The organism is Streptomyces parvulus, assembly GCF_014648855.1.
Taxonomy (GTDB): Bacteria; Actinomycetota; Actinomycetes; order Streptomycetales; family Streptomycetaceae; genus Streptomyces; species Streptomyces parvulus.
This window is the reverse complement of the sequence record NZ_BMRX01000004.1, coordinates 376,739-394,186: the sequence shown is the minus strand read 5'-3', so window position 1 is coordinate 394,186 and position 17,448 is coordinate 376,739. Positions and strand designations below refer to the sequence as shown.

The following is a 17,448-nucleotide window of genomic DNA, read 5'->3' as shown; positions in this document are numbered from 1 at the left end:
TCCGGGCCCGGATCAGACGTTGACGCCGAAGTCCGCGGCGATGCCCGCGAGCCCGGAGGCGTACCCCTGGCCGACGGCCCGGAACTTCCACTCGGCACCGTGCCGGTACAGCTCGCCGAAGACCATGGCGGTCTCGGTCGAGGCGTCCTCGGACAGGTCGTAGCGGGCGATCTCCTGGCCGCCCGCCTGGTTGACCACCCGGATGAAGGCGTTGCGGACCTGGCCGAAGCTCTGGCCGCGGTTCTCCGCGTCGTGGATGGAGACCGGGAAGACGATCCGGTCCACCTCCGCGGGGACGGCGACGAGGTTCACCTTGACCGCCTCGTCGTCGCCCTCGCCCTCCCCGGTGAGGTTGTCGCCGGTGTGCTCGACCGAGCCGTCCGGGCTGGTGAGGTTGTTGTAGAAGACGAAGTGCCCGTCAGAGAGCACCTTGCCCGAGGCGTCCAGGAGCAGCGCCGAGGCGTCCAGGTCGTAGTCGGTGCCGGTCGTGGTGCGCACGTCCCAGCCCAGACCGACCAGCACGGCGGTCAGGCCGGGCGCCTCCTTGCTGAGCGAGACGTTGCCGCCCTTGGCCAGGGAAACTCCCACTGTGTTCTCCTTCGTCGTGCCGACTGGGTGTCCACCTTCGATCGAGCGGTCAATCTACAACACTGTAGAAAACGGCCTTCTATACGATGGCCTCCGCGAAGGGCGCACAGCGGTGGAAGGAGGCGGCGCGTGACGGATCACCGGCGGGCGAGGCGACGGGGCCAGGGCGAGCTGGAGGCGCTGGTACTGGCGGCGCTGCGCGAGGCGGAGGGCCCCGCGACGGCCGGCTGGGTGCAGGAGCGCCTGGGCGGCGGCCTCGCGTACACCACGGTGATCACGATCCTCACCCGCCTGCTGGAGAAGGGCGCGGTCACCCGCGAGCGGGCGGGCCGCTCCTTCGCCTGGACGCCCGCGGACCAGGCCGGTCTGGCCGCCCGCCGGATGCGCAAGGTGCTGGACGCCGAGAGCGACCGGGAGGCGGTGCTCGCCAGCTTCGTCACCGGCCTCGACCCGGACGACGAGCGGCTCCTGCGCGACCTGCTCGGACAGGCGCGCGGCGCGGAGGACGGCTGACACCGCCATGGGGGTCTTCGTCTTCCTGCCGCTGGTCCTGCCCCTGACGGCCTGGCCCGTCGCCCGCCTGGCCGAGCAGCGCCTGCACCCGCGCACCGCGACCAGGCTGCTCACCGCCGTCGCCGCCGTCATGGCGCTGTGCAGCACGGTGTGCCTGGCGCTGGTCATGGTGGTCGGCACCGCGCAACTGCCCGGCAACCCCCTGCCCGACGGCTGGTCCGACCCCGAGGTGCGGGCGGCGGTGCCGTACGACGAGGTCGTCGGCAAGGCCGCCATCCCCGCGCTCTGCGCCGTGGTCCTGGTCTCGGCCCGGGCCCTGTGGCGGCACGGCCGGGTACGCCGCCGCGCGCACCGCGCCCTGGCCGGGCTCCCCGGTACCGCGGTGGCCGTGCTGCCGGACGACGTGCCCTACGCGTACGCGCTGCCCGGCGGCGGGCGCCGGGACCGGGTGGTGGTCACCACCGCGCTGCTCGACTGCCTCGAACCGGCGGAGCGGCGCGCCCTGTTCGCCCACGAGCGGGCCCACCTCGCCGCCCGCCACCACCGCTTCCTGCTGGCGGTCCGGCTCGCCGCGCTGGCCAACCCCTTCCTGCGCCCCCTGCGGACCGCGGTCGCCTACACCGCCGAACGCTGGGCGGACGAGGAGGCCGCGAAGACCGTCGGCGACCGTCGCGCCGTGGCGACCGCGATCGGCAAGGCGGCCCTGGTCTCCCGCGGCACCCCGGTCGCCACCCTGGCGGGTCTCGCGGCGCCCGGCCCCGTGCCGCGCCGGGTGGCCGCCCTGCTGGGTCCCGCGCCGGCCGTCCGCACCTGGCCGTCGGTGTTCACCTCGGTGGGCCTGGCCGCCTGGGCCGCGGCCGCCGGAACGGCCGTGTCGGCCATGTCATCGGCCAACGCCGCCGTCACCATGTTCCTCATCCTGCGGGCCGCGACCCCGCTCTGAGCGACCGTCACGTCGACGGAGATCACCGGGAAGAGCCCCTGAAGTCCCTGGTCAGAGACGTTTCCTGGAAACTTCCTCACTCGATCGGGTGATCGGCCAATCCGGAACCCGGCCGGCTCCGGATTCCCCGTGTGAGGGAAGAACCGAGACCACACCGACAGCGGACCGCCCGCCCGCGTTCCCTGCCCGCCATACGCGGGGTGGCCCGGTCTCCTCACGCCCACCCCGGACCGGCGGTCCGGCGACCAGCCCCGGATCCGGGCCGGCCGGCCACCGCCTAGGGGGACCGCCCGCCGGGCGGACCACCGCTTCACCTTGACGAGTACCACTCTTCGCACCAGCGCTGACTCAGTGCTGCCGTTTTCCAGGGAGATTCCATGAACGCCCGTATCCGCCGCTCCGCCGTCGCCGTCGTCGCGGCCGCCGTCCTGCCCCTGTCGCTGGCCGCGTGTTCCGACGACGGCGACAGCGGCTCCTCGGACTCGGCGCAGGCCCAGTCCTCGGCCCCGGCGGCCACCGACGAGCAGTCCGAGGACACCTCAGGCGGCATGGCCGGCTCCGACGAGCCGTTCGGCCCGGCCTGCTCCACCGTGCCGAAGGACGGCGCCGGTTCGTTCGACGGCATGGCCAAGGACCCGGTCGCCACCGCCGCGTCGAACAACCCGGCCCTGTCCACGCTGGTGACGGCGGTCAAGAAGGCCGGCCTGGTCGACACCCTCAACAACGCCGAGAACATCACCGTGTTCGCCCCGACCAACGACGCCTTCGCCAAGATCCCGAAGGCCGACCTGGACAAGGTCCTCAACGACAAGGCGATGCTCACCGACATCCTGACCTACCACGTCGTGGGCCAGAAGCTCGCCCCGAAGGACCTGGAGAACGGCTCCTTCGACACGCTCCAGAAGTCCAAGCTCACCACGTCGGGCTCGGACGAGGCGTACAAGGTCAACGACTCCGCCAACGTCGTCTGCGGCAACGTCAAGACCGCCAACGCCAACGTCTACATCATCGACAGCGTCCTGATGCCCAAGAGCTGACGTGGACGGGCACGTCGGCGCCGGGGGCGGGTGAGGCAGCTGCCCGCCCCCCGGCGGCGTGCGGACCCTGTGGTAGCTTGCGAAAGCCAGTCGAACCCACCTGGTGGGTCAGGGAATCCGGTGCGAATCCGGAACTGACGCGCAGCGGTGAGGGTGACGGGCGGGACACGGGCCACTGGGCGGCGGACGCCGCCCGGGAAGGCGTCCCGTCCGGTGGATCCCGAGTCCGAAGACCTGCTGGCACCCGCGCCGCCCGCGGCGCGGGACGCACCGTACGAACGGGCTTCGCGTACGAGCCCTCGACGCCAGAGGATCCCCCTTGCCCGCCGCTCCTCCCGCCGCGCGCCCCGTCGGCCGCCGAAGCCCCTTCGCCCCTCGTCGCGCGCTCCGCGGCACCGTCCCCCTGCTCGTCGGCGTCCTGCTGGCGGCCGGCTGCGGCTCCGGGAAGGACGGCGGCGGCGACTCCGCCGCGCCCGACTCGGCGGTCGGCTATCCGCGCACCGTCCGCGACTGCGGGCACGAGGTCGAGGTCACCGCGCCTCCCCGGCGGGCGGTCTCCCTCAACCAGGGCACCACCGAGATCCTGCTCTCCCTCGGCCTGGCCGACCGCATGGCCGGCACCGCGACGTGGACCGACCCGGTGATGAAGGGGCTGGAGAAGGCGAACGCCGGTGTGCCGCGGCTCGCCGACGACATGCCGTCCTTCGAGACGGTCCTGGACGCCGAACCGGACTTCGTCGCCGCCTCCTTCGCCTCCACCCTCGGCACCGGGGGAGTGGCCACCCGCGAGCGGTTCGCCGAACTCGGCGTACCCGCCTACCTCTCCCCGTCCGACTGCGTCGGCAAGGACAACAGCGGCGACGGCGACGGCTCCCGCAGCGAGCCCTTCACCATGGACACCGTCTACCGCGAAGTCCGCGACCTGGCCCGGCTGTTCGACGTCGCGGAACGCGGCGAGGAACTGGTGGCCGAGCTGAAGTCCCGGGTGCGCAGGGCCACGTCCGGCATCGACGCCTCCGACGCCACCCTCATGTACTGGTTCGCCAACTCCACCTCGCCCTACCTGGCCGGCTGCTGCGGCGCCCCCGGCGTGATGACCCGCGCGGTCGGCGCGAAGAACGCCATGGACGACACCCGCGACGAGTGGCCCCAGGTCGGCTGGGAGACCGTCGCCGACCGCGACCCCGACGTCCTCGTCCTCGGCGACCTCACCCGCAGGTCCCAGACGGCCGAGACCGCCGCGAAGAAGATCGAGTTCCTGGAGTCCGACCCCGTCACCCGGAACATGACCGCCGTCCGCGAGAAGCGCTACGTCCTGCTCAGCGGGCAGGCCATGAACCCCACCATCCGCACCGTAGAGGGCGTCGAGCAGGTGGCGGCGGCGCTGCGCGAGTACGGCCTGGCCAAGTGACGTCCGCGAGCCGGGCGGCGACGGCCTCCGGCATACGCGCCGCGGCCCGCCGCGCCCCTCTCCTGTGGGCCCTGGCCGGGGTCCTCGCCCTGGGCGCCTCCGTGGCCGTCGCCGTCACCGTCGGACCCGCGGACATCGGCGTCGCCGACGTCTGGTCCGTCATCGTCGCCCACCTCGGGGGAGATCCCGCCGCCGCGGACGTCACCCCGATCCGCGACGGCATCGTCTGGGACCTGCGGCTGCCCCGCACGCTCCTCGCCGCGGTCTGCGGCGCGGGGCTCGCCGTGTGCGGCGCCGTCCTCCAGTCCCTGCTGCGCAACCCGCTGGCCGACCCCTTCGTGCTCGGCGTCTCCTCCGGCGCCTCGACCGGCGCCGTCCTGGTCGTCGTGCTCGGCGTCGGCGGCGGCGCGCTGTCCGTGCCGGGCGGGGCGTTCCTCGGCGCGGTGGGCTCCTTCGCGCTGGTGATGCTGCTCAGCCACAGCCTCGGCGGCACCCCGGACCGGGTGGTCCTCGCGGGCGTGGCGGCGATGCAGCTCTTCTCCTCGCTCACCTCGTTCGTCGTGATGACCGCGGCCGACGCCGAGACCACCCGCGGCGTCCTGTTCTGGCTGCTCGGCTCGCTCGGCGGGGCCGGCTGGACGGACGTGGGGACCGGCACGGCGGTCCTGGTGCTGGTCCTCGCCGTCTGCCTCGGCCACGGCAGGACGCTGGACGCCTTCGCCTTCGGGCAGGACGCCGCGTCGGCCCTCGGCGTGCACGTGGCCCGCACCCGGCTGGTGCTGCTGTGCGCCACCGCCCTGCTCACCGCGGCCCTCGTCGCCTCGGCGGGAGCCATCGGCTTCGTCGGGCTGGTGCTGCCGCACGCGGTACGAGCCCTCACCGGACCGGGGCACGCACGCCTCCTGCCGCTGTGCGCCCTCGCCGGCGCCGTGTTCCTGGTGTGGGTCGACACCCTGGCCCGTACCGTCCTCGCGCCCAAGGAGGTGCCGGTGGGCGTGGTGACCTCGCTGATCGGCGTGCCCGCCTTCGTCCTCGTCCTCCACCGCACCCGGAGGGCACGGTGACCCTGAACGCCGAACGGGTCTCCCGCACCGCGGGCGGCCGGCCAATCCTGGACGGCGTCGAACTCGGCCTCCGGCCCGGGGTGATGACCGGTCTGCTGGGCCCCAACGGGTCCGGCAAGTCCACCCTGCTGCGTCTGCTGGCGGGCGTGCTCACCCCCACCTCCGGCGTGGTCACCCTGGACGGCAGGCCGCTGGACCGGCTGGGCCGCCGCGAGGTCGCCCGGCGGGTGGCGGTCGTCGAACAGCAGGCGGACACGCTGGTCGAGGTCTCGGTCCGCGATGTCGTCCGGCTCGGCCGGATCCCGCACCGCCGCGCCTGGGCACCGGAATCGGCGGCCGACGAGGAGGCGGTCGCGGACGCCCTCGCGCGCACCGGTCTCACCGGGCAGGCCGGCCGGCTCTGGCACACCCTCTCCGGCGGCGAGCGCCAGCGCGTCCAGATCGCCCGCGCGCTCGCCCAGCAGCCCCGCGAACTCCTGCTGGACGAACCCACCAACCACCTGGACATCCAGCACCAGCTCGACGTGCTGGCCCTGGTCGCCGCCCTGCCCGTCACCAGCGTCGTCGCCCTGCACGACCTCAACCTCGCCGCGATGTACTGCGACCACCTCGTCGTCCTGTCCGCGGGGCGCGTCGTGGCCCGCGGCGGACCGGCCGAGGTGCTGACCGCCGACCTGGTGGCAGAGGTCTACGGCGTCCACGCCGAGATCACCCGCACCGGCCCCGACGAACGCCCGCACGTGCGCTTCCTGGGCACACTGCGGGGCTAGCGGCACGCCGTCGTCCGGGTGGGGCGCCCGGGTGCGGCGGCCCGCACCCGGGCAAGTGCCCGCGCGGAGAAGCTACTTGCTGACCGCGAACCGCATCAGCGCGTGCTCGTCGCCCTGCTTGATCTTCCCGGTCTCGTTGACGACCTCCAGCTTCCAGGCGCCGCCCACCCGTACGGCCTTGGCGACGGCGCACCCGTTGTCCTGGCTCAGCAGGCTGGGCCAGATGTCGGCGACCTGCTGGGTGGTGCCGCCGGTCGCGTCGTAGACCTTGAAGCTGATGTTGCGGGCCTTCTGGAAGGAACTGCCCTTCTTGTAGGCGGCGGCGACGAACACGATCGAGGTGATCGCCGACGGGAGGCGGGCGAATTCCACGGTCACCGTCTCGTCGTCCCCGTCACCGTGTCCCGTCTGGTTGTCGCCGCTGTGCGCGAGCGAGCCGTTGCCCATGGGATCCAGCGAGTCCAGGCCCGCGAGGCGTACCGGCTCGCCGCCCTGCATGGCGACGGCGATCAGGTCCAGGTCGGTCCCGGTCTTGCGGCGCAGCTTGCCGAGGACCCCGCCGCTGCTGCCCGCGGTCGGGTCCCAGGAGACGCCGATGGTCAGATGGGTCACCCCGTCGAGGTCGGCCGGGCCGTCTTCCTTGGTCAGCGTGATCATGTTGGTTCTCGTCCTCCGTACGCGTGCCCAAGGCACGGTTTCGCCCCGCCGTCCCTCGATGCGGGTCTGGTGGTCACCGGGCGGGTGCGGGCTACCTGTCCCGCGAGTTGCCGAACAGCAGGCGGTAGCCGACGAGCAGGACGAGGGCGCCGACGACCGCGGAACCCCACGTCGCGGCGTCGAAGAACTCCCGGCGCACCGGGCGGTCCAGGAACTCGGACGACAGCCAGCCGCCCAGGAAGGCGCCCGCGATGCCGATCAGGGTGGTGCCCACGCAGCCTCCCGGGTCCCGGCCGGGCAGGATCGCCTTGGCGATCGCTCCGGCGAGCAGGCCCAGGACAAGCCAGGCGACGATACCCATGCGTGTGCTCCCCACTGCTGTGCCGTTCGTGGGACGGTCATCCCGGGAGCAGACTAAACTCTACACCTGTGTAGAGGTGCGGGTGGGGGGCGGGAGGCCGCCCTGAACGGCGATCCGGCCGCCGATCCCGGTGCGGGTCCGAGGGCCCGCCGTCACCGTGCGGCCGGAGCGGAGGACAGCAGGTCCCCGACCGCCGTCGCCGCCCGGCGGTGCCAGTGGGCGTGCCGGCGGAGCATCGCGTGGTCGCCGCCCGGGACGACGAGGAGATCCGCGCGGGCCCCCGCCGTGCGGGCGCGGGAGACGTACGCGGCGGACTCCGCCGGGTCGGTGACGCGGTCGCGGTCGCCATGCATCACGAAGATCCGCCGGTCCCGCAGATGGGTGACCGGCTCGCCGGGCGGAACCCACGGGGCGAGGGCCACCACGCCCCGTACCTGCGCGGCTTCCGCGGCGCGCAGGGCCGCCCGGCCGCCCATGGAGTGCCCCAGCAGGACCACCGGCACGTCACCGACGAGGGCGTGCAACTCGGCGAGCGCCCGCCGGGTGTCCCGCAGCGGGTCCTCGGCCGCGCCGTTCCAGCCGCGGCTGCGGTAGCGCACCTGCCCCAGGAGCACGTCGTCGCGGTCGGTGGCCGCGTCCAGCGAACGCAGGAACGGGCGCATCCGCAGCGCCGCGAGGTGCCAGGCCCGCGCGGTCCGGCGGCTCTCCGCACGCCCCCCGTGCAGCACCAGCACCGCCGCTCCCGCCCGCCGCGGCCTGCGCCGCACCAGCAGCGCCCCTTCCGGCGGTCCGCTCCGCGCGCTCATCCGGTGCCTCCCCTGGCCTCGCCCGTCATCGGTGATCCGTTGCCGCGCCGCCCGCGGATGGGTCGACCGTCGGCACGGATCGGCCCAGACAGTGTGCCCTCCCGAACCGGGCCGGTCCCCCCAGCGAGTGCTGAGCGCGTCGACCAGCAACAGCCCGCGCCCGTCCCGGCCCCAGCCGAACCCGGATGCCGCCGGCGCACCCGCACCGTTTCCTCCCCTCTCGACTCGTTGCCGCGCGCCCCGCGGACGGCTCGCCCGGCAACGGTCCGCAACCTGCCCCAATCCGCTCGCGACCCGGCTCCGGATTACCCACGCCAGTGTTGATCACCACGGGGTGGAGGAGTAGCGAAAATGCCGCGAGCGTCAGGGGAGACCGCACGCCGCACCGCCGTCATCGGCAGTGGCGTCGCCGGTCTGACCGCCGCATACGTACTGGGCCGCAAGCACCGCGTCACCCTCTACGAGGCCGACGACCGCCTCGGCGGCCACGCCCACACCCACGAACTCGCCGCCGCCGACGGCCGGATCCACCGGGTCGACTCCGGATTCATCGTGCACAACCGCCGCACCTACCCGAACCTGCTGCGCCTCTTCGACGAACTGGGCGTCGCCACGCAGGAGTCCGAGATGAGCATGTCGGTGCGGTGCGAGGGGTGCGGACTCGAATACGCCGGCGCCCGCGGCCCCGCCGGGCTCTTCGCCCGCCCCCGCAACGCCCTGCGCGGACCGTACCTGCGCATGCTCGCCCAGGTGCCCCGCTTCCACCGCGCCGCCCGCCGGCTGCTCGAAGCGGAGGACGAACAGGAGCTGACCCTGGGCGAGTTCCTCGACCGGGAGCGGTTCCCGGCGTACTTCCGCGCCCACTTCATGACCCCCGTGGTCTCCGCCGTCTGGTCCTGCGACGCGGTCACCGCCCTGCGCTACCCGGCGGCCTACCTGTTCCGCTTCCTGCACCACCACGGCATGCTCGCCGTCGGCGGCTCCCCGGTGTGGCGCACGGTCACCGGCGGCTCCCGCAGCTACGTCGACCGGATCGCCGAGCGCCTGCCCGACGTACGCACCGCCACCCCGGTCCACTCCGTGACCCGGCACCCGGACGGCGCGGACGTGACCGCCGCCGACGGCACCACCGAGGCCTACGACCACGTCGTCGTGGCCGTCCACCCCGGCCAGGCCCTGGAGCTGCTGTCCGACGCGACGCCCGACGAGAAGGAGGTCCTCGGCGTGTTCCGCTACTCACGCAACGACACCCTCCTGCACACCGACACCACCCTGCTGCCCCGTGCCGCGGGCGCCCGCTCCTCCTGGAACTACCTCATGCCGTCCTGCGACGCGGGCGCCGACCGGGTCCGCGTCAGCTACGACATGAACCGCCTGCAACGCCTCGACGCCACCGACACCTACGTCGTCACCCTCGGCGGCCAGGACCGCGTCGACCCCGGCCGCGTACTGGCCCGCATGACCTACGAACACCCCGTCTACACACCCGAATCGGTCGCCGCCCAGCGCCGGCTGCCCGGCCTGCGCACCCCGGTCACCGCCTACGCCGGCGCCTACCACGGCTGGGGCTTCCACGAGGACGGCTGCCGCTCCGGAGTGGAGGCCGCCGCGGCCCTCGGAGTGACCTGGTGACGGGCGCCCCCACGACACGGGCCGGCCTCTACCCCTGCGAGACCGTCCACGTACGCACCGACCCCATCCGCTACACGCTGCGGCACCGCACCTACATGTGGCTCGTCGACCTCGACCGCCTCCCCGTACTGCCGCGCCCGCTGCGACCCCTGGCCGGCTTCCGGGCCCGCGACCACTTCACCGGCGACGCCCCCACGCTCCGCGCCGGCCTCGACCGCTTCCTCGCCGCCCGCGGCGTCGACCTGGAGGGCGGCCGGGTCCTCATGCTCGCGCACGCCCGCGTACTCGGTCACGTCTTCAACCCGCTCACCCTGTACTGGTGCCACGGCCCCGACGGCGCCCCGCGCTGCGTCGTCGCCGAGGTGCACAACACCTACGGCGAACGCCACGCCTACCTGCTCCACCCCGACGAGGCGGGCGTCGCCCACACCGGCAAGGACTTCTACGTCTCGCCGTTCTTCCCCGTCGACGGCGCGTACCGCATGCGGCTGCCACTGCCCGGCGACCGCCTCGACCTGACCGTGCGACTGGACCGGCCGGGCTCCGCCCCGTTCACCGCCACCGTCCGGGGCACCCGCCGGGAGGCCGCCCCCGCCGCCCTGCTGCGGCTCGCCCTGCGGCACCCGCTGTCCACGCTGGCGGTGTCCGCGGGCATCCGCCGGCACGGCGTCCGCCTCTACCTGCGCGGCCTGCCCGTCCAGCCGCGCCCGAGCAACCGCACCACGGAGAAAGCGACATGACCACGACCCACCCCCGCCCCGCCGCCCCGGCCGGCGTCACCCCGGCCCGCTCCACCCCCGTGGACCCGCACCGCTGGCCCGACGTCGCCGCCCCGCCCCAGGCCACCCGGATACGCCGCGCGGCGGCCGCCGCCGTGGTCCGCCGGGCCCTCGGACGGCTGCCGCTGCGGGTGCGGTTCGCCAGCGGCGACACCGTCGGCCTGGGCGGGCCGCTGGTGGAGGTCCACGACCCCGACGCCTTCCACGCGCGGATCGGCGCCCAGGGCCTCATCGGCTTCGGCGAGTCCTACATGGCCGGCGAATGGGACGCCCCCGACCTGGTCGGCGCCCTCGGCGTGCTCGCCGCCAACGCCGCGGACCTGGTGCCCCGCCCGCTGCAACGGCTGCGCCGGCTGTGGCACCAGCGGCAGCCCGCCGCCCTGCGCAACACACCCGAGGGCGCCCGGTCCAACATCAGCAGCCACTACGACCTGTCCAACGACCTGTTCGCCCTCTTCCTTGACGAGACCCTCAGCTACTCCTCGGCCGTCTTCCTCGGCTTCCCGGCCCGCCGCGAGTCCCTCGCCGCCGCCCAGCAGCGCAAGATCGACCGGCTGCTCGACCTCGCCGAGGTCCACGACGGCACCCGGCTCCTGGAGATCGGCACCGGCTGGGGCGAACTCGCCCTCCGCGCCGCCGCGCGCGGCGCCCACGTCACCTCCCTCACCCTCTCCCGCGAACAGCGCGACCGCGCCCTTGAGCGCGCCCGCGAGGCCGGACTCTCCGACCGCGTACGGGTCGAACTGCGGGACTACCGCGAGGAGAGGGGCACCTACGACGCCGTCGTCAGCGTCGAGATGATCGAGGCCGTCGGCGCCGAGTTCTGGCCGGTCTACTTCCGTGCCCTCGACGACCGCCTCGCACCGGGCGGCAGAGCCGCGCTCCAGGCCATCACCCTGCCGCACGCCCGCATGACCGCCTCCCGCTCCACCCACACCTGGATCCAGAAGTACGTCTTTCCCGGCGGCCTGATCCCCTCCACCGAGGCGATCGAGACGACGGTCCGCGACCACACCGGGCTGCACGTCGCCCGCCGCGACGGCTTCGGCGCGCACTACGCCGAGACGCTGCGGCTGTGGCGGGAGCGGTTCACCGAACGCGCCGCCGAGGTCGGCGCCCTCGGGTTCGACGAGACCTTCCGGCGCCTGTGGACCTTCTACCTCGCCTACTCCGAGGCCGGCTTCCGCGCCGCCTACCTCGACGTCCAGCAGTACCTGTTCACCAAGGAGGGCACCGCCCGATGACCCCGGACCGCACCACCCGGACCGGCGCCGCCCACCGGCTCGCCGCCCTCGTCGAGGACGCGCTCGGCGGCCCGCTCCCCGTCCGGCTGCGTGCCTGGGACGGCACCGAGACCGGCCCCGCCGACGGCCCCGTGGTCGTCGTACGCTCCCGGCGCGCCCTGCGCCGCCTGCTCTGGCAGCCCGGCGAACTCGGCCTGGCCCAGGCCTACGTCACCGGCGAACTCGACGTGGACGGCGACCTGGCCGACGGCCTGCGCCGGATGTGGGCCGCCGCACGCGAACGCCGCCTGCACCCGCCCCGCCCCGGCCTCACCGACCGGGCCCGCGCCGCCGCCACGGCCGTCCGCCTCGGAGCCGTCGGCCCCCGCCCGCCGGTACCCGCCACCCAGGCCCGGCTCCGCGGCGGCCTGCACACCAAGTCCCGCGACCGCGCGGCGATCAGCCACCACTACGACCTCTCCAACGACTTCTACCGCCTCCTCCTCGACGACACCATGGCGTACTCGTGCGGCCTGTGGACCGAGGAGCACACCGACGCCGACGCGGCCGCCGCGCAGCGGGCCAAACTGGAGCTGGTCTGCCGCAAACTGGGCCTCACCGCAGGCGCCCGGCTGCTCGACATCGGCTGCGGCTGGGGCTCGCTCACCCTGCACGCGGCCGAACACCACAAGGCGCGGGTCACCGCCGTCACCCTGGCCGTGGAGCAGGCCGCCCACGTTCGCGAACAGGTGCGCGAGCGCGGCCTGGAGGACCGGGTGGAGGTCGTCAACCAGGACTACCGCGACATCACCGGCGGCGACTACGACGCCGTCTCCAGCATCGAGATGGGCGAGCACGTGGGAGACGCCGAGTACCCGGCGTTCGCCGCCTCGCTGCACCGCAGGGTGCGGCCCGGGGGACGCGTCCTGGTGCAGCAGATGTCGCGCGGGCGCAACGCCCCGGGCGGCGGCGCCTTCATCGAGGCCTACATCGCCCCCGACATGCACATGCGGCCCCTGGGCGAGACCGTCCAGCTGCTGGAGGACGCGGGACTCGAGGTGCGCCACACCGAGTCCCTGCGCGAGCACTACGTCCTGACCGTCGCCGCGTGGGAGCGCACCCTGGAGGAGCGCTGGGACGAGTTCACCGCCCTCGTCGGCGAGGAGACCGCGCGGGTGTGGCGGCTGTACCTGGTGGGCGGCGCGCTCGCCTTCGAACAGCGGCGGATGGGCGTCGACCAGATCCTCGCCGTACGGCCGACCGCCGAGGGTGTCAGCGGGATGCCCGCCACGCCGGCGCGGTGGTACGAGCGGCTGGACGCGTCGTGAGCGGCCTCCCGTGGGGCGCGTTCGGCGCCGGCCTCGGCTGGGCGGCGGCGGCCGCGTTCGCCGTCATGCTGGTCACCTTCGCGGTCGCGGTGCGCAAGGGCGTGCACCGGGTCGTGGACGCGGCCTGGGGCGTGGGCTTCGCCGCCGTCGCCGTGGTCACGTCGGCGGTGGCGGCAGCGGCGGGGGAGGGGGACCCGGTCCGCCAGGTGCTGGTCACCGTCCTGACCGTGGTGTGGGGGCTGCGGCTCGCCGTGCACATCGGGCGCCGCGGCCGCGGCCACGGCGAGGACCCGCGCTACGACGCCATGCTGGCCAAGGCACCCGGCAACCGGAACCTGTACGCCCTGCGCATGGTCTACCTGCTCCAGGGCGCCCTCGTATGGCTGGTGTCACTGCCCGTCCAGGCGGCCGCCTACGGCTCCGGCCCGGTCACCCTCCTCGCCTGGACCGGCACCGCGGTCTGGGCGGCCGGGCTGGTGTTCGAGGCCGTCGGCGACGCGCAGCTCGCCCGGTTCAAGGCCGACCCCGCCCACCAGGGCCGCATCATGGACCGCGGCCTGTGGAGCTGGACCCGGCACCCCAACTACTTCGGCGACTTCCTCGTCTGGTGGGGGCTGTTCCTGGTCGCCTGCGACGCGGGCACCGCGGCCGCCGCCGTCTCGGTCGTCTCCCCGCTGGTCATGACGTACCTGCTGATCGGCGGCAGCGGCAAGCGGCTGCTGGAACGGCGCATGGCCGACCGCCCGGGCTGGTCCGCGTACGCGGACCGCACCAGCGGCTTCTTCCCGCGCCCGCCGCGCCGGCGGCCGCGGCGCGCGGGCGGCGGTGGTGCCTGAGGGCCGTGCGGGCGGCGGGTGAGGGCCCTGCGCGGGCCCTCACCCCTTTCAGGCCGGCATGCCCAGCAGGGCGACCGGATCGGACGTCGGCTGCGGCGACCCCCCGGCCGGCTCCACGGTGATGCCGACGCCGCCCGCGCCGTCGACGGCGCCCTCCATCAGGACCGCCTGACTGGACCGGCCGGGATCCATCAGCCCCGCCGACCGCATCGTCCCGTGATCGTCGAACCAGAGCTGGTAGACCTTGCCGCTCGGCGGCTCGGCCATCCCCGAGGCCAGGAACACGGCCCGGTCCTGGCCGCCCGAGACCACGACGGTCCCCGTGGCGCCGTCGGCCAGGCGCGCGGTGCGCGACTCGGCGTCCGGCGCGGCCAGCACCCCGGCGAGGGTCTCGGCCCGCCGCTCGGCCTGCGCGGCCCGCTCCCCGGCGTCCTGCGCCCGTTCGTACTGCCACGCCGCCGTGCCGCCCAGCCCCGCCGCGGCGGCCAGGCAGGCGGCCAGCGCCCAGCGGGCCATGCCGCTGCCCCTGGGCAGGACACGACGCGCCTTCCCGGCCGCGCCGCCGCCCGGCGGGACCTGGCGCACGGAGGCCACGCGGTGCAGCACCCGGTCCCGCATCGCGGGGCCGGGCACGAGCGTCGCGGCCAGACCCAGCCGGGCCGTGGCGGCCGCGAACTCACGGGTCTCCCGCTCGCAGGAGTCGCACTGCGCCAGATGCCGTTCGAAGGCGGTCCGCTCCTCGTCGGGCAGCGCGTGCAGGGCGTAGGCGCCCGTCAGGCTGTGCAGGTCCTCGGTGCGCATCACGCGCTCACCCCCAGGCAGTCGCGGAGTCGGATGAGGCCGTCACGCAGCCGCGTCTTGACCGTGCCCAGCGGCAGCGCGAGCGCCTCGGCCACCTGCCGGTAGGTCAGACCGCGGTAGTAGGCCAGGGTGACGGACTGGCGCTGGATGTCGGTCAGGGTGCGCAGACAGCGCCGCACCTGCTCCCGCTCCAGCCGGGCCTCCACCTGTTCCGTCACCTCGTCGAACTCGGGCGTGCGGTCGAGCAGCGCGGCCTTGTGGTCGCGGGCCGCCGCGGCCTCCACCGAACGCACCCGGTCCACCGCCCGCCGGTGGGCGAGGGTCAGGATCCAGTTCACCACCGTGCCCCGCTCGGGCCGGTAGCGGGGAGCGGTGCGCCACACCTCGACCAGCACCTCCTGCGCCACCTCCTCGGACTGCGCCTGGTCGCGCAGCACCGCACGGGCCACCCCGAGCACTGACCCCGCCATCGCGTCGTACACCGCGGCGAAGGAGTCCTGGTCGCCGAGGGCCACCTCACGGATCAGCTGCTGCAGGTCGGGCTGTGACGATGGATTTCTGCCGATGTGTACGGCTTCCTTCACGACGGTTTCTCCAAAAGAACGCGACGGGCGGGGATGTCCCCGCGTAATCCGGGGCCGGGCGGCCCGCGGATTGGTCGGCGGACCGCAGAAGCACCCGGTGACCTCGCCCGACGCCCACCCTCCCACGGGTACACTGGCCCTCGTTCGCGTTCGATCGGCTCCACGGAGCGGGAGGAAGGGGAGGTGAGGTTGATGACCGTGCTCGACGCCGCCCTTCGCGGCGCCCGGATCTCCCTCGCGCCCCGAGCGGCGGCCTGACCTCGCATCCGACGAACGCACACCAGAAACGGATCACCAGTCCCGTCATGTCCCAGAACTGGCACACCCGCGCCGAGACCGGCGCCGACGCCCCCCACATCCGCGACATCGTCCGCGCCGCCTTCCCCACCCCCGAGGAGGCCGCCCTGGTCGACGCGCTGCGCGCCGACCCCGGGGCGTGGATCGACGGCCTGTCCCTCGTCGCCGTCGACGGCGACGACCGCCCCGTGGGCCACGCCCTGCTGACCCGCTGCCACATCGGCGGCAGGCCGGCGCTCTGCCTGGCACCCGTCGCGGTACGGCCCGAGGCGCAGCGGACCGGCGCCGGCTCCGCGGCCGTGCGGGCCGCGCTCGCGGCGGCCGCCCGGCTCGGCGAGCACCATGTCGTCGTCCTCGGAGACCCGGAGTACTACCCCCGGTTCGGCTTCACCCGGGCCTCGGCCCACGGCATCGGCCTGAGCATCGACGTCCCGGACGAGGCCCTCATGGCCCTCACCCTGGACGCCGCCCACCCGCTGCCCGCCGGCACCGTCCGCTACGCGGCGCCCTTCGGCATCTGATCCGCGGCCGCTCCCCGTACGCCGGGTGCCGGCGGGACTCCCTCCCGCCGGCACCCGGCATTTTCCTCGGTCCAACCCCTTGACCCGGCGTCCGGGGTCCTTCACATTACTGGTTAATGCGCATTAGGTAATGCGCATTAACGCGACCGAGGGGAGCAGTGGTGGCGAAGGAGGCCACAGGGCGGGCGAAGCCGGGGCGGGCCCCCGCGCCGCCCGGCAGGCGGGGCCGGCCCAGGCAGGCGGAGGTCGCCCGGCTCGCGGGCGTCTCGCAGGCGACGGTGTCCCTGGTGCTCTCCGGGCGCGACCTCGCTACCGGCCGCCCCATCTCGGCCGAGACCCGCGGCAAGGTCCTCGACGCCGCCCGCAGCCTCGGCTACGTCCCCGACCCCGCCGCCAGCCGCCTCGCCGCCGCCCGCAACAACCTGCTCGGCGTCTTCAGCTTCACCGCGACCTTCCCGACGGACGTGCGGCACTCGTACTACCCCTTCCTCGTCGGCGTCGAGCAGGAGGCCGCCGCGCAGGGGTACGACCTGGTGCTCTTCACGGGCTCCAGCAGTGGGGGAGCGGGGGCGTCCGGGGCCGGGGCGCTCAACCGGGTGCGGCTGGCGGACGGCTGCCTCTTCCTGGGCCGCCACGCCCCCGCGGACGAGCTGCGCCGGCTGGTGGCCGACGACTTCCCGGTCGTCCACGTCGGCCGCCCCGACGACGCGGAGGGCCTCGCCTGGGTCGGCGCCGACTACGTCAGCGCGAGCCGCGAGGTCGTCACCACCCTCGCCGGACTCGGCCACCGGCGGGTCGTGCTGGTCCGCGAGGACGACGAGGCCCCCGCCTCCACCGACCGCGAACGCGGTTTCCTGGACGGCCTGTCGGCGAGCGGACTGCCCGCCGGTCCGGACGCCGTGTTCCGCTCCGGCGACCTGCGCCGCGACCTCACCGCCGACCGCGTCAGCGCCTGGCTGGCCGAGGGCGTGACCGCGTTCGTCGCCGAGGAGACCGACACCGGCACCGCCTGGCGGGCGCTGCGCGCGGCCGTCGACGCGGCCGGCCTGGACTGCCCGGGCCGGGTGTCGCTGGCGCTGCTCGGCAGCCCGCCCGCCGACCTCGCGGACGAACCGGCCCCCATGGGCTTCGACATCCCCCGCCCCACGCTGGGCGCCGAGGCGGTGCGGCTGCTCGCGGCCCGTGTCGCCGGCGAGCCCGCGCGGGGCACGCTCGTCGCCTGCGCCTTCCGGCCGGGCACCACCGCCGCCCCGCCGGCCGGCCCCTGAACCCCCGTCACCCACCACCCCGTACGAAC

Annotated in this window: 19 protein-coding genes and 1 riboswitch; of the genes, 13 read left to right on the top strand and 6 right to left on the bottom strand. The window is 74.6% G+C overall.

Annotated features, from left to right (window positions below):
- Window positions 1-12: 12 nt before the first annotated feature.
- Window positions 13-588, bottom strand: coding sequence for a TerD family protein (locus tag IE108_RS09645; protein WP_064731252.1), 576 nt, complete (start codon window positions 586-588; stop codon window positions 13-15).
- 129 nt (window positions 589-717) lie between these two features.
- On the opposite strand from IE108_RS09645, the gene IE108_RS09640 reads away from it, so the two are divergent.
- The 6 genes from IE108_RS09640 to IE108_RS09615 all read left to right on the top strand — a co-directional run bounded on the left by IE108_RS09640 (window position 718) and on the right by IE108_RS09615 (window position 6,326).
- Window positions 718-1,101 (top strand): BlaI/MecI/CopY family transcriptional regulator, encoded by a 384-nt coding sequence (locus tag IE108_RS09640; RefSeq protein ID WP_064731253.1) that lies wholly within the window; start codon window positions 718-720, stop codon window positions 1,099-1,101.
- A gap of 7 nt (window positions 1,102-1,108) precedes the next feature.
- Window positions 1,109-2,044, top strand: a complete 936-nt coding sequence (locus tag IE108_RS09635; protein WP_064731254.1) for a M56 family metallopeptidase — start codon at window positions 1,109-1,111, stop codon at window positions 2,042-2,044.
- 377 nt (window positions 2,045-2,421) lie between these two features.
- Window positions 2,422-3,081, top strand: coding sequence for a fasciclin domain-containing protein (locus IE108_RS09630; RefSeq protein ID WP_064731255.1), 660 nt, complete (start codon window positions 2,422-2,424; stop codon window positions 3,079-3,081).
- A gap of 70 nt (window positions 3,082-3,151) precedes the next feature.
- A riboswitch (cobalamin riboswitch) is annotated at window positions 3,152-3,337 on the top strand.
- A 147-nt stretch (window positions 3,338-3,484) separates the two neighbouring features.
- Window positions 3,485-4,492 (top strand): ABC transporter substrate-binding protein, encoded by a 1,008-nt coding sequence (locus IE108_RS09625; protein ID WP_064732092.1) that lies wholly within the window; start codon window positions 3,485-3,487, stop codon window positions 4,490-4,492.
- Window positions 4,489-5,556: a FecCD family ABC transporter permease gene (locus IE108_RS09620; protein ID WP_064731256.1), complete on the top strand. Its 1,068-nt coding sequence runs from the start codon at window positions 4,489-4,491 to the stop codon at window positions 5,554-5,556. Before IE108_RS09625 ends, IE108_RS09620 begins: the two co-directional genes overlap by 4 nt.
- Entirely contained in the window at window positions 5,553-6,326 is a 774-nt protein-coding gene (locus IE108_RS09615) for an ABC transporter ATP-binding protein (RefSeq protein WP_064731257.1), read from the top strand. Before IE108_RS09620 ends, IE108_RS09615 begins: the two co-directional genes overlap by 4 nt.
- A 72-nt stretch (window positions 6,327-6,398) precedes the next feature.
- Here IE108_RS09615 and IE108_RS09610 read toward each other — a convergent pair whose 3' ends face one another.
- The 3 genes from IE108_RS09610 to IE108_RS09600 form a co-directional block, all read right to left on the bottom strand.
- Entirely contained in the window at window positions 6,399-6,983 is a 585-nt protein-coding gene (locus IE108_RS09610) for a TerD family protein (protein WP_064731258.1), read from the bottom strand.
- A gap of 91 nt (window positions 6,984-7,074) precedes the next feature.
- Window positions 7,075-7,344: a GlsB/YeaQ/YmgE family stress response membrane protein gene (locus IE108_RS09605; protein ID WP_064731259.1), complete on the bottom strand. Its 270-nt coding sequence runs from the start codon at window positions 7,342-7,344 to the stop codon at window positions 7,075-7,077.
- A 152-nt stretch (window positions 7,345-7,496) separates the two neighbouring features.
- Window positions 7,497-8,150 (bottom strand): alpha/beta hydrolase, encoded by a 654-nt coding sequence (locus IE108_RS09600; protein ID WP_064731260.1) that lies wholly within the window; start codon window positions 8,148-8,150, stop codon window positions 7,497-7,499.
- 351 nt (window positions 8,151-8,501) lie between these two features.
- On the opposite strand from IE108_RS09600, the gene IE108_RS09595 reads away from it, so the two are divergent.
- The 5 genes from IE108_RS09595 to IE108_RS09575 are packed head-to-tail and all read left to right on the top strand — an operon-like array spanning window position 8,502 to window position 13,948.
- The gene (locus tag IE108_RS09595) at window positions 8,502-9,782 is read left to right on the top strand and encodes an NAD(P)/FAD-dependent oxidoreductase (RefSeq protein WP_064731261.1); all 1,281 of its coding nucleotides are present in this window, start codon (window positions 8,502-8,504) and stop codon (window positions 9,780-9,782) included.
- Window positions 9,779-10,522, top strand: a complete 744-nt coding sequence (locus tag IE108_RS09590) for a DUF1365 domain-containing protein (RefSeq protein ID WP_064731262.1) — start codon at window positions 9,779-9,781, stop codon at window positions 10,520-10,522. Before IE108_RS09595 ends, IE108_RS09590 begins: the two co-directional genes overlap by 4 nt.
- Window positions 10,519-11,805: an SAM-dependent methyltransferase gene (locus tag IE108_RS09585; protein WP_064731263.1), complete on the top strand. Its 1,287-nt coding sequence runs from the start codon at window positions 10,519-10,521 to the stop codon at window positions 11,803-11,805. The genes IE108_RS09590 and IE108_RS09585 overlap by 4 nt, the downstream gene beginning before the upstream one ends.
- Window positions 11,802-13,112, top strand: a complete 1,311-nt coding sequence (locus tag IE108_RS09580; protein ID WP_064731264.1) for a class I SAM-dependent methyltransferase — start codon at window positions 11,802-11,804, stop codon at window positions 13,110-13,112. The genes IE108_RS09585 and IE108_RS09580 overlap by 4 nt, the downstream gene beginning before the upstream one ends.
- On the top strand, window positions 13,109-13,948 hold the full coding sequence (locus tag IE108_RS09575) for a DUF1295 domain-containing protein (RefSeq protein ID WP_064731265.1): 840 nt from the start codon (window positions 13,109-13,111) through the stop codon (window positions 13,946-13,948). The genes IE108_RS09580 and IE108_RS09575 overlap by 4 nt, the downstream gene beginning before the upstream one ends.
- Before the next feature lie 48 nt (window positions 13,949-13,996).
- On the opposite strand, the gene IE108_RS09570 is transcribed toward IE108_RS09575, so the two are convergent.
- Together IE108_RS09570 and IE108_RS09565 are read right to left on the bottom strand one after the other, a co-directional pair.
- On the bottom strand, window positions 13,997-14,749 hold the full coding sequence (locus IE108_RS09570) for an anti-sigma factor (RefSeq protein ID WP_064731266.1): 753 nt from the start codon (window positions 14,747-14,749) through the stop codon (window positions 13,997-13,999).
- Window positions 14,749-15,333: a sigma-70 family RNA polymerase sigma factor gene (locus IE108_RS09565; RefSeq protein WP_064731267.1), complete on the bottom strand. Its 585-nt coding sequence runs from the start codon at window positions 15,331-15,333 to the stop codon at window positions 14,749-14,751. Before IE108_RS09565 ends, IE108_RS09570 begins: the two co-directional genes overlap by 1 nt.
- A gap of 305 nt (window positions 15,334-15,638) precedes the next feature.
- Between IE108_RS09565 and IE108_RS09560 the strand changes: the two genes are divergently transcribed.
- Both IE108_RS09560 and IE108_RS09555 read left to right on the top strand, forming a co-directional pair.
- Window positions 15,639-16,151 carry a GNAT family N-acetyltransferase gene (locus tag IE108_RS09560; RefSeq protein ID WP_064731268.1) on the top strand — a complete coding sequence of 171 codons (513 nt, stop codon included), beginning with the start codon at window positions 15,639-15,641 and terminating at the stop codon, window positions 16,149-16,151.
- Window positions 16,152-16,309: 158 nt separating this feature from the next.
- Entirely contained in the window at window positions 16,310-17,419 is a 1,110-nt protein-coding gene (locus tag IE108_RS09555; RefSeq protein WP_079163769.1) for a LacI family DNA-binding transcriptional regulator, read from the top strand.
- The last annotated feature ends 29 nt before the right edge of the window (window positions 17,420-17,448 follow it).

Excerpts from the sequence above, each read along its gene's own strand:
- IE108_RS09600 (WP_064731260.1), bottom strand. The coding sequence starts at position 8,150 with ATGAGCGCGCGGAGCGGACCGCCGGAAGGGGCGCTGCTGGTGCGGCGC.
- IE108_RS09585 (WP_064731263.1), top strand. The coding sequence starts at position 10,519 with ATGACCACGACCCACCCCCGCCCCGCCGCCCCGGCCGGCGTCACCCCG.
- IE108_RS09630 (WP_064731255.1), top strand. The coding sequence starts at position 2,422 with ATGAACGCCCGTATCCGCCGCTCCGCCGTCGCCGTCGTCGCGGCCGCC.
- IE108_RS09580 (WP_064731264.1), top strand. The coding sequence starts at position 11,802 with ATGACCCCGGACCGCACCACCCGGACCGGCGCCGCCCACCGGCTCGCC.
- IE108_RS09610 (WP_064731258.1), bottom strand. The coding sequence starts at position 6,983 with ATGATCACGCTGACCAAGGAAGACGGCCCGGCCGACCTCGACGGGGTG.
- IE108_RS09635 (WP_064731254.1), top strand. The coding sequence starts at position 1,109 with ATGGGGGTCTTCGTCTTCCTGCCGCTGGTCCTGCCCCTGACGGCCTGG.
- IE108_RS09595 (WP_064731261.1), top strand. The coding sequence starts at position 8,502 with ATGCCGCGAGCGTCAGGGGAGACCGCACGCCGCACCGCCGTCATCGGC.
- IE108_RS09570 (WP_064731266.1), bottom strand. The coding sequence starts at position 14,749 with ATGCGCACCGAGGACCTGCACAGCCTGACGGGCGCCTACGCCCTGCAC.
- IE108_RS09605 (WP_064731259.1), bottom strand. The coding sequence starts at position 7,344 with ATGGGTATCGTCGCCTGGCTTGTCCTGGGCCTGCTCGCCGGAGCGATC.
- IE108_RS09560 (WP_064731268.1), top strand. The coding sequence starts at position 15,639 with ATGTCCCAGAACTGGCACACCCGCGCCGAGACCGGCGCCGACGCCCCC.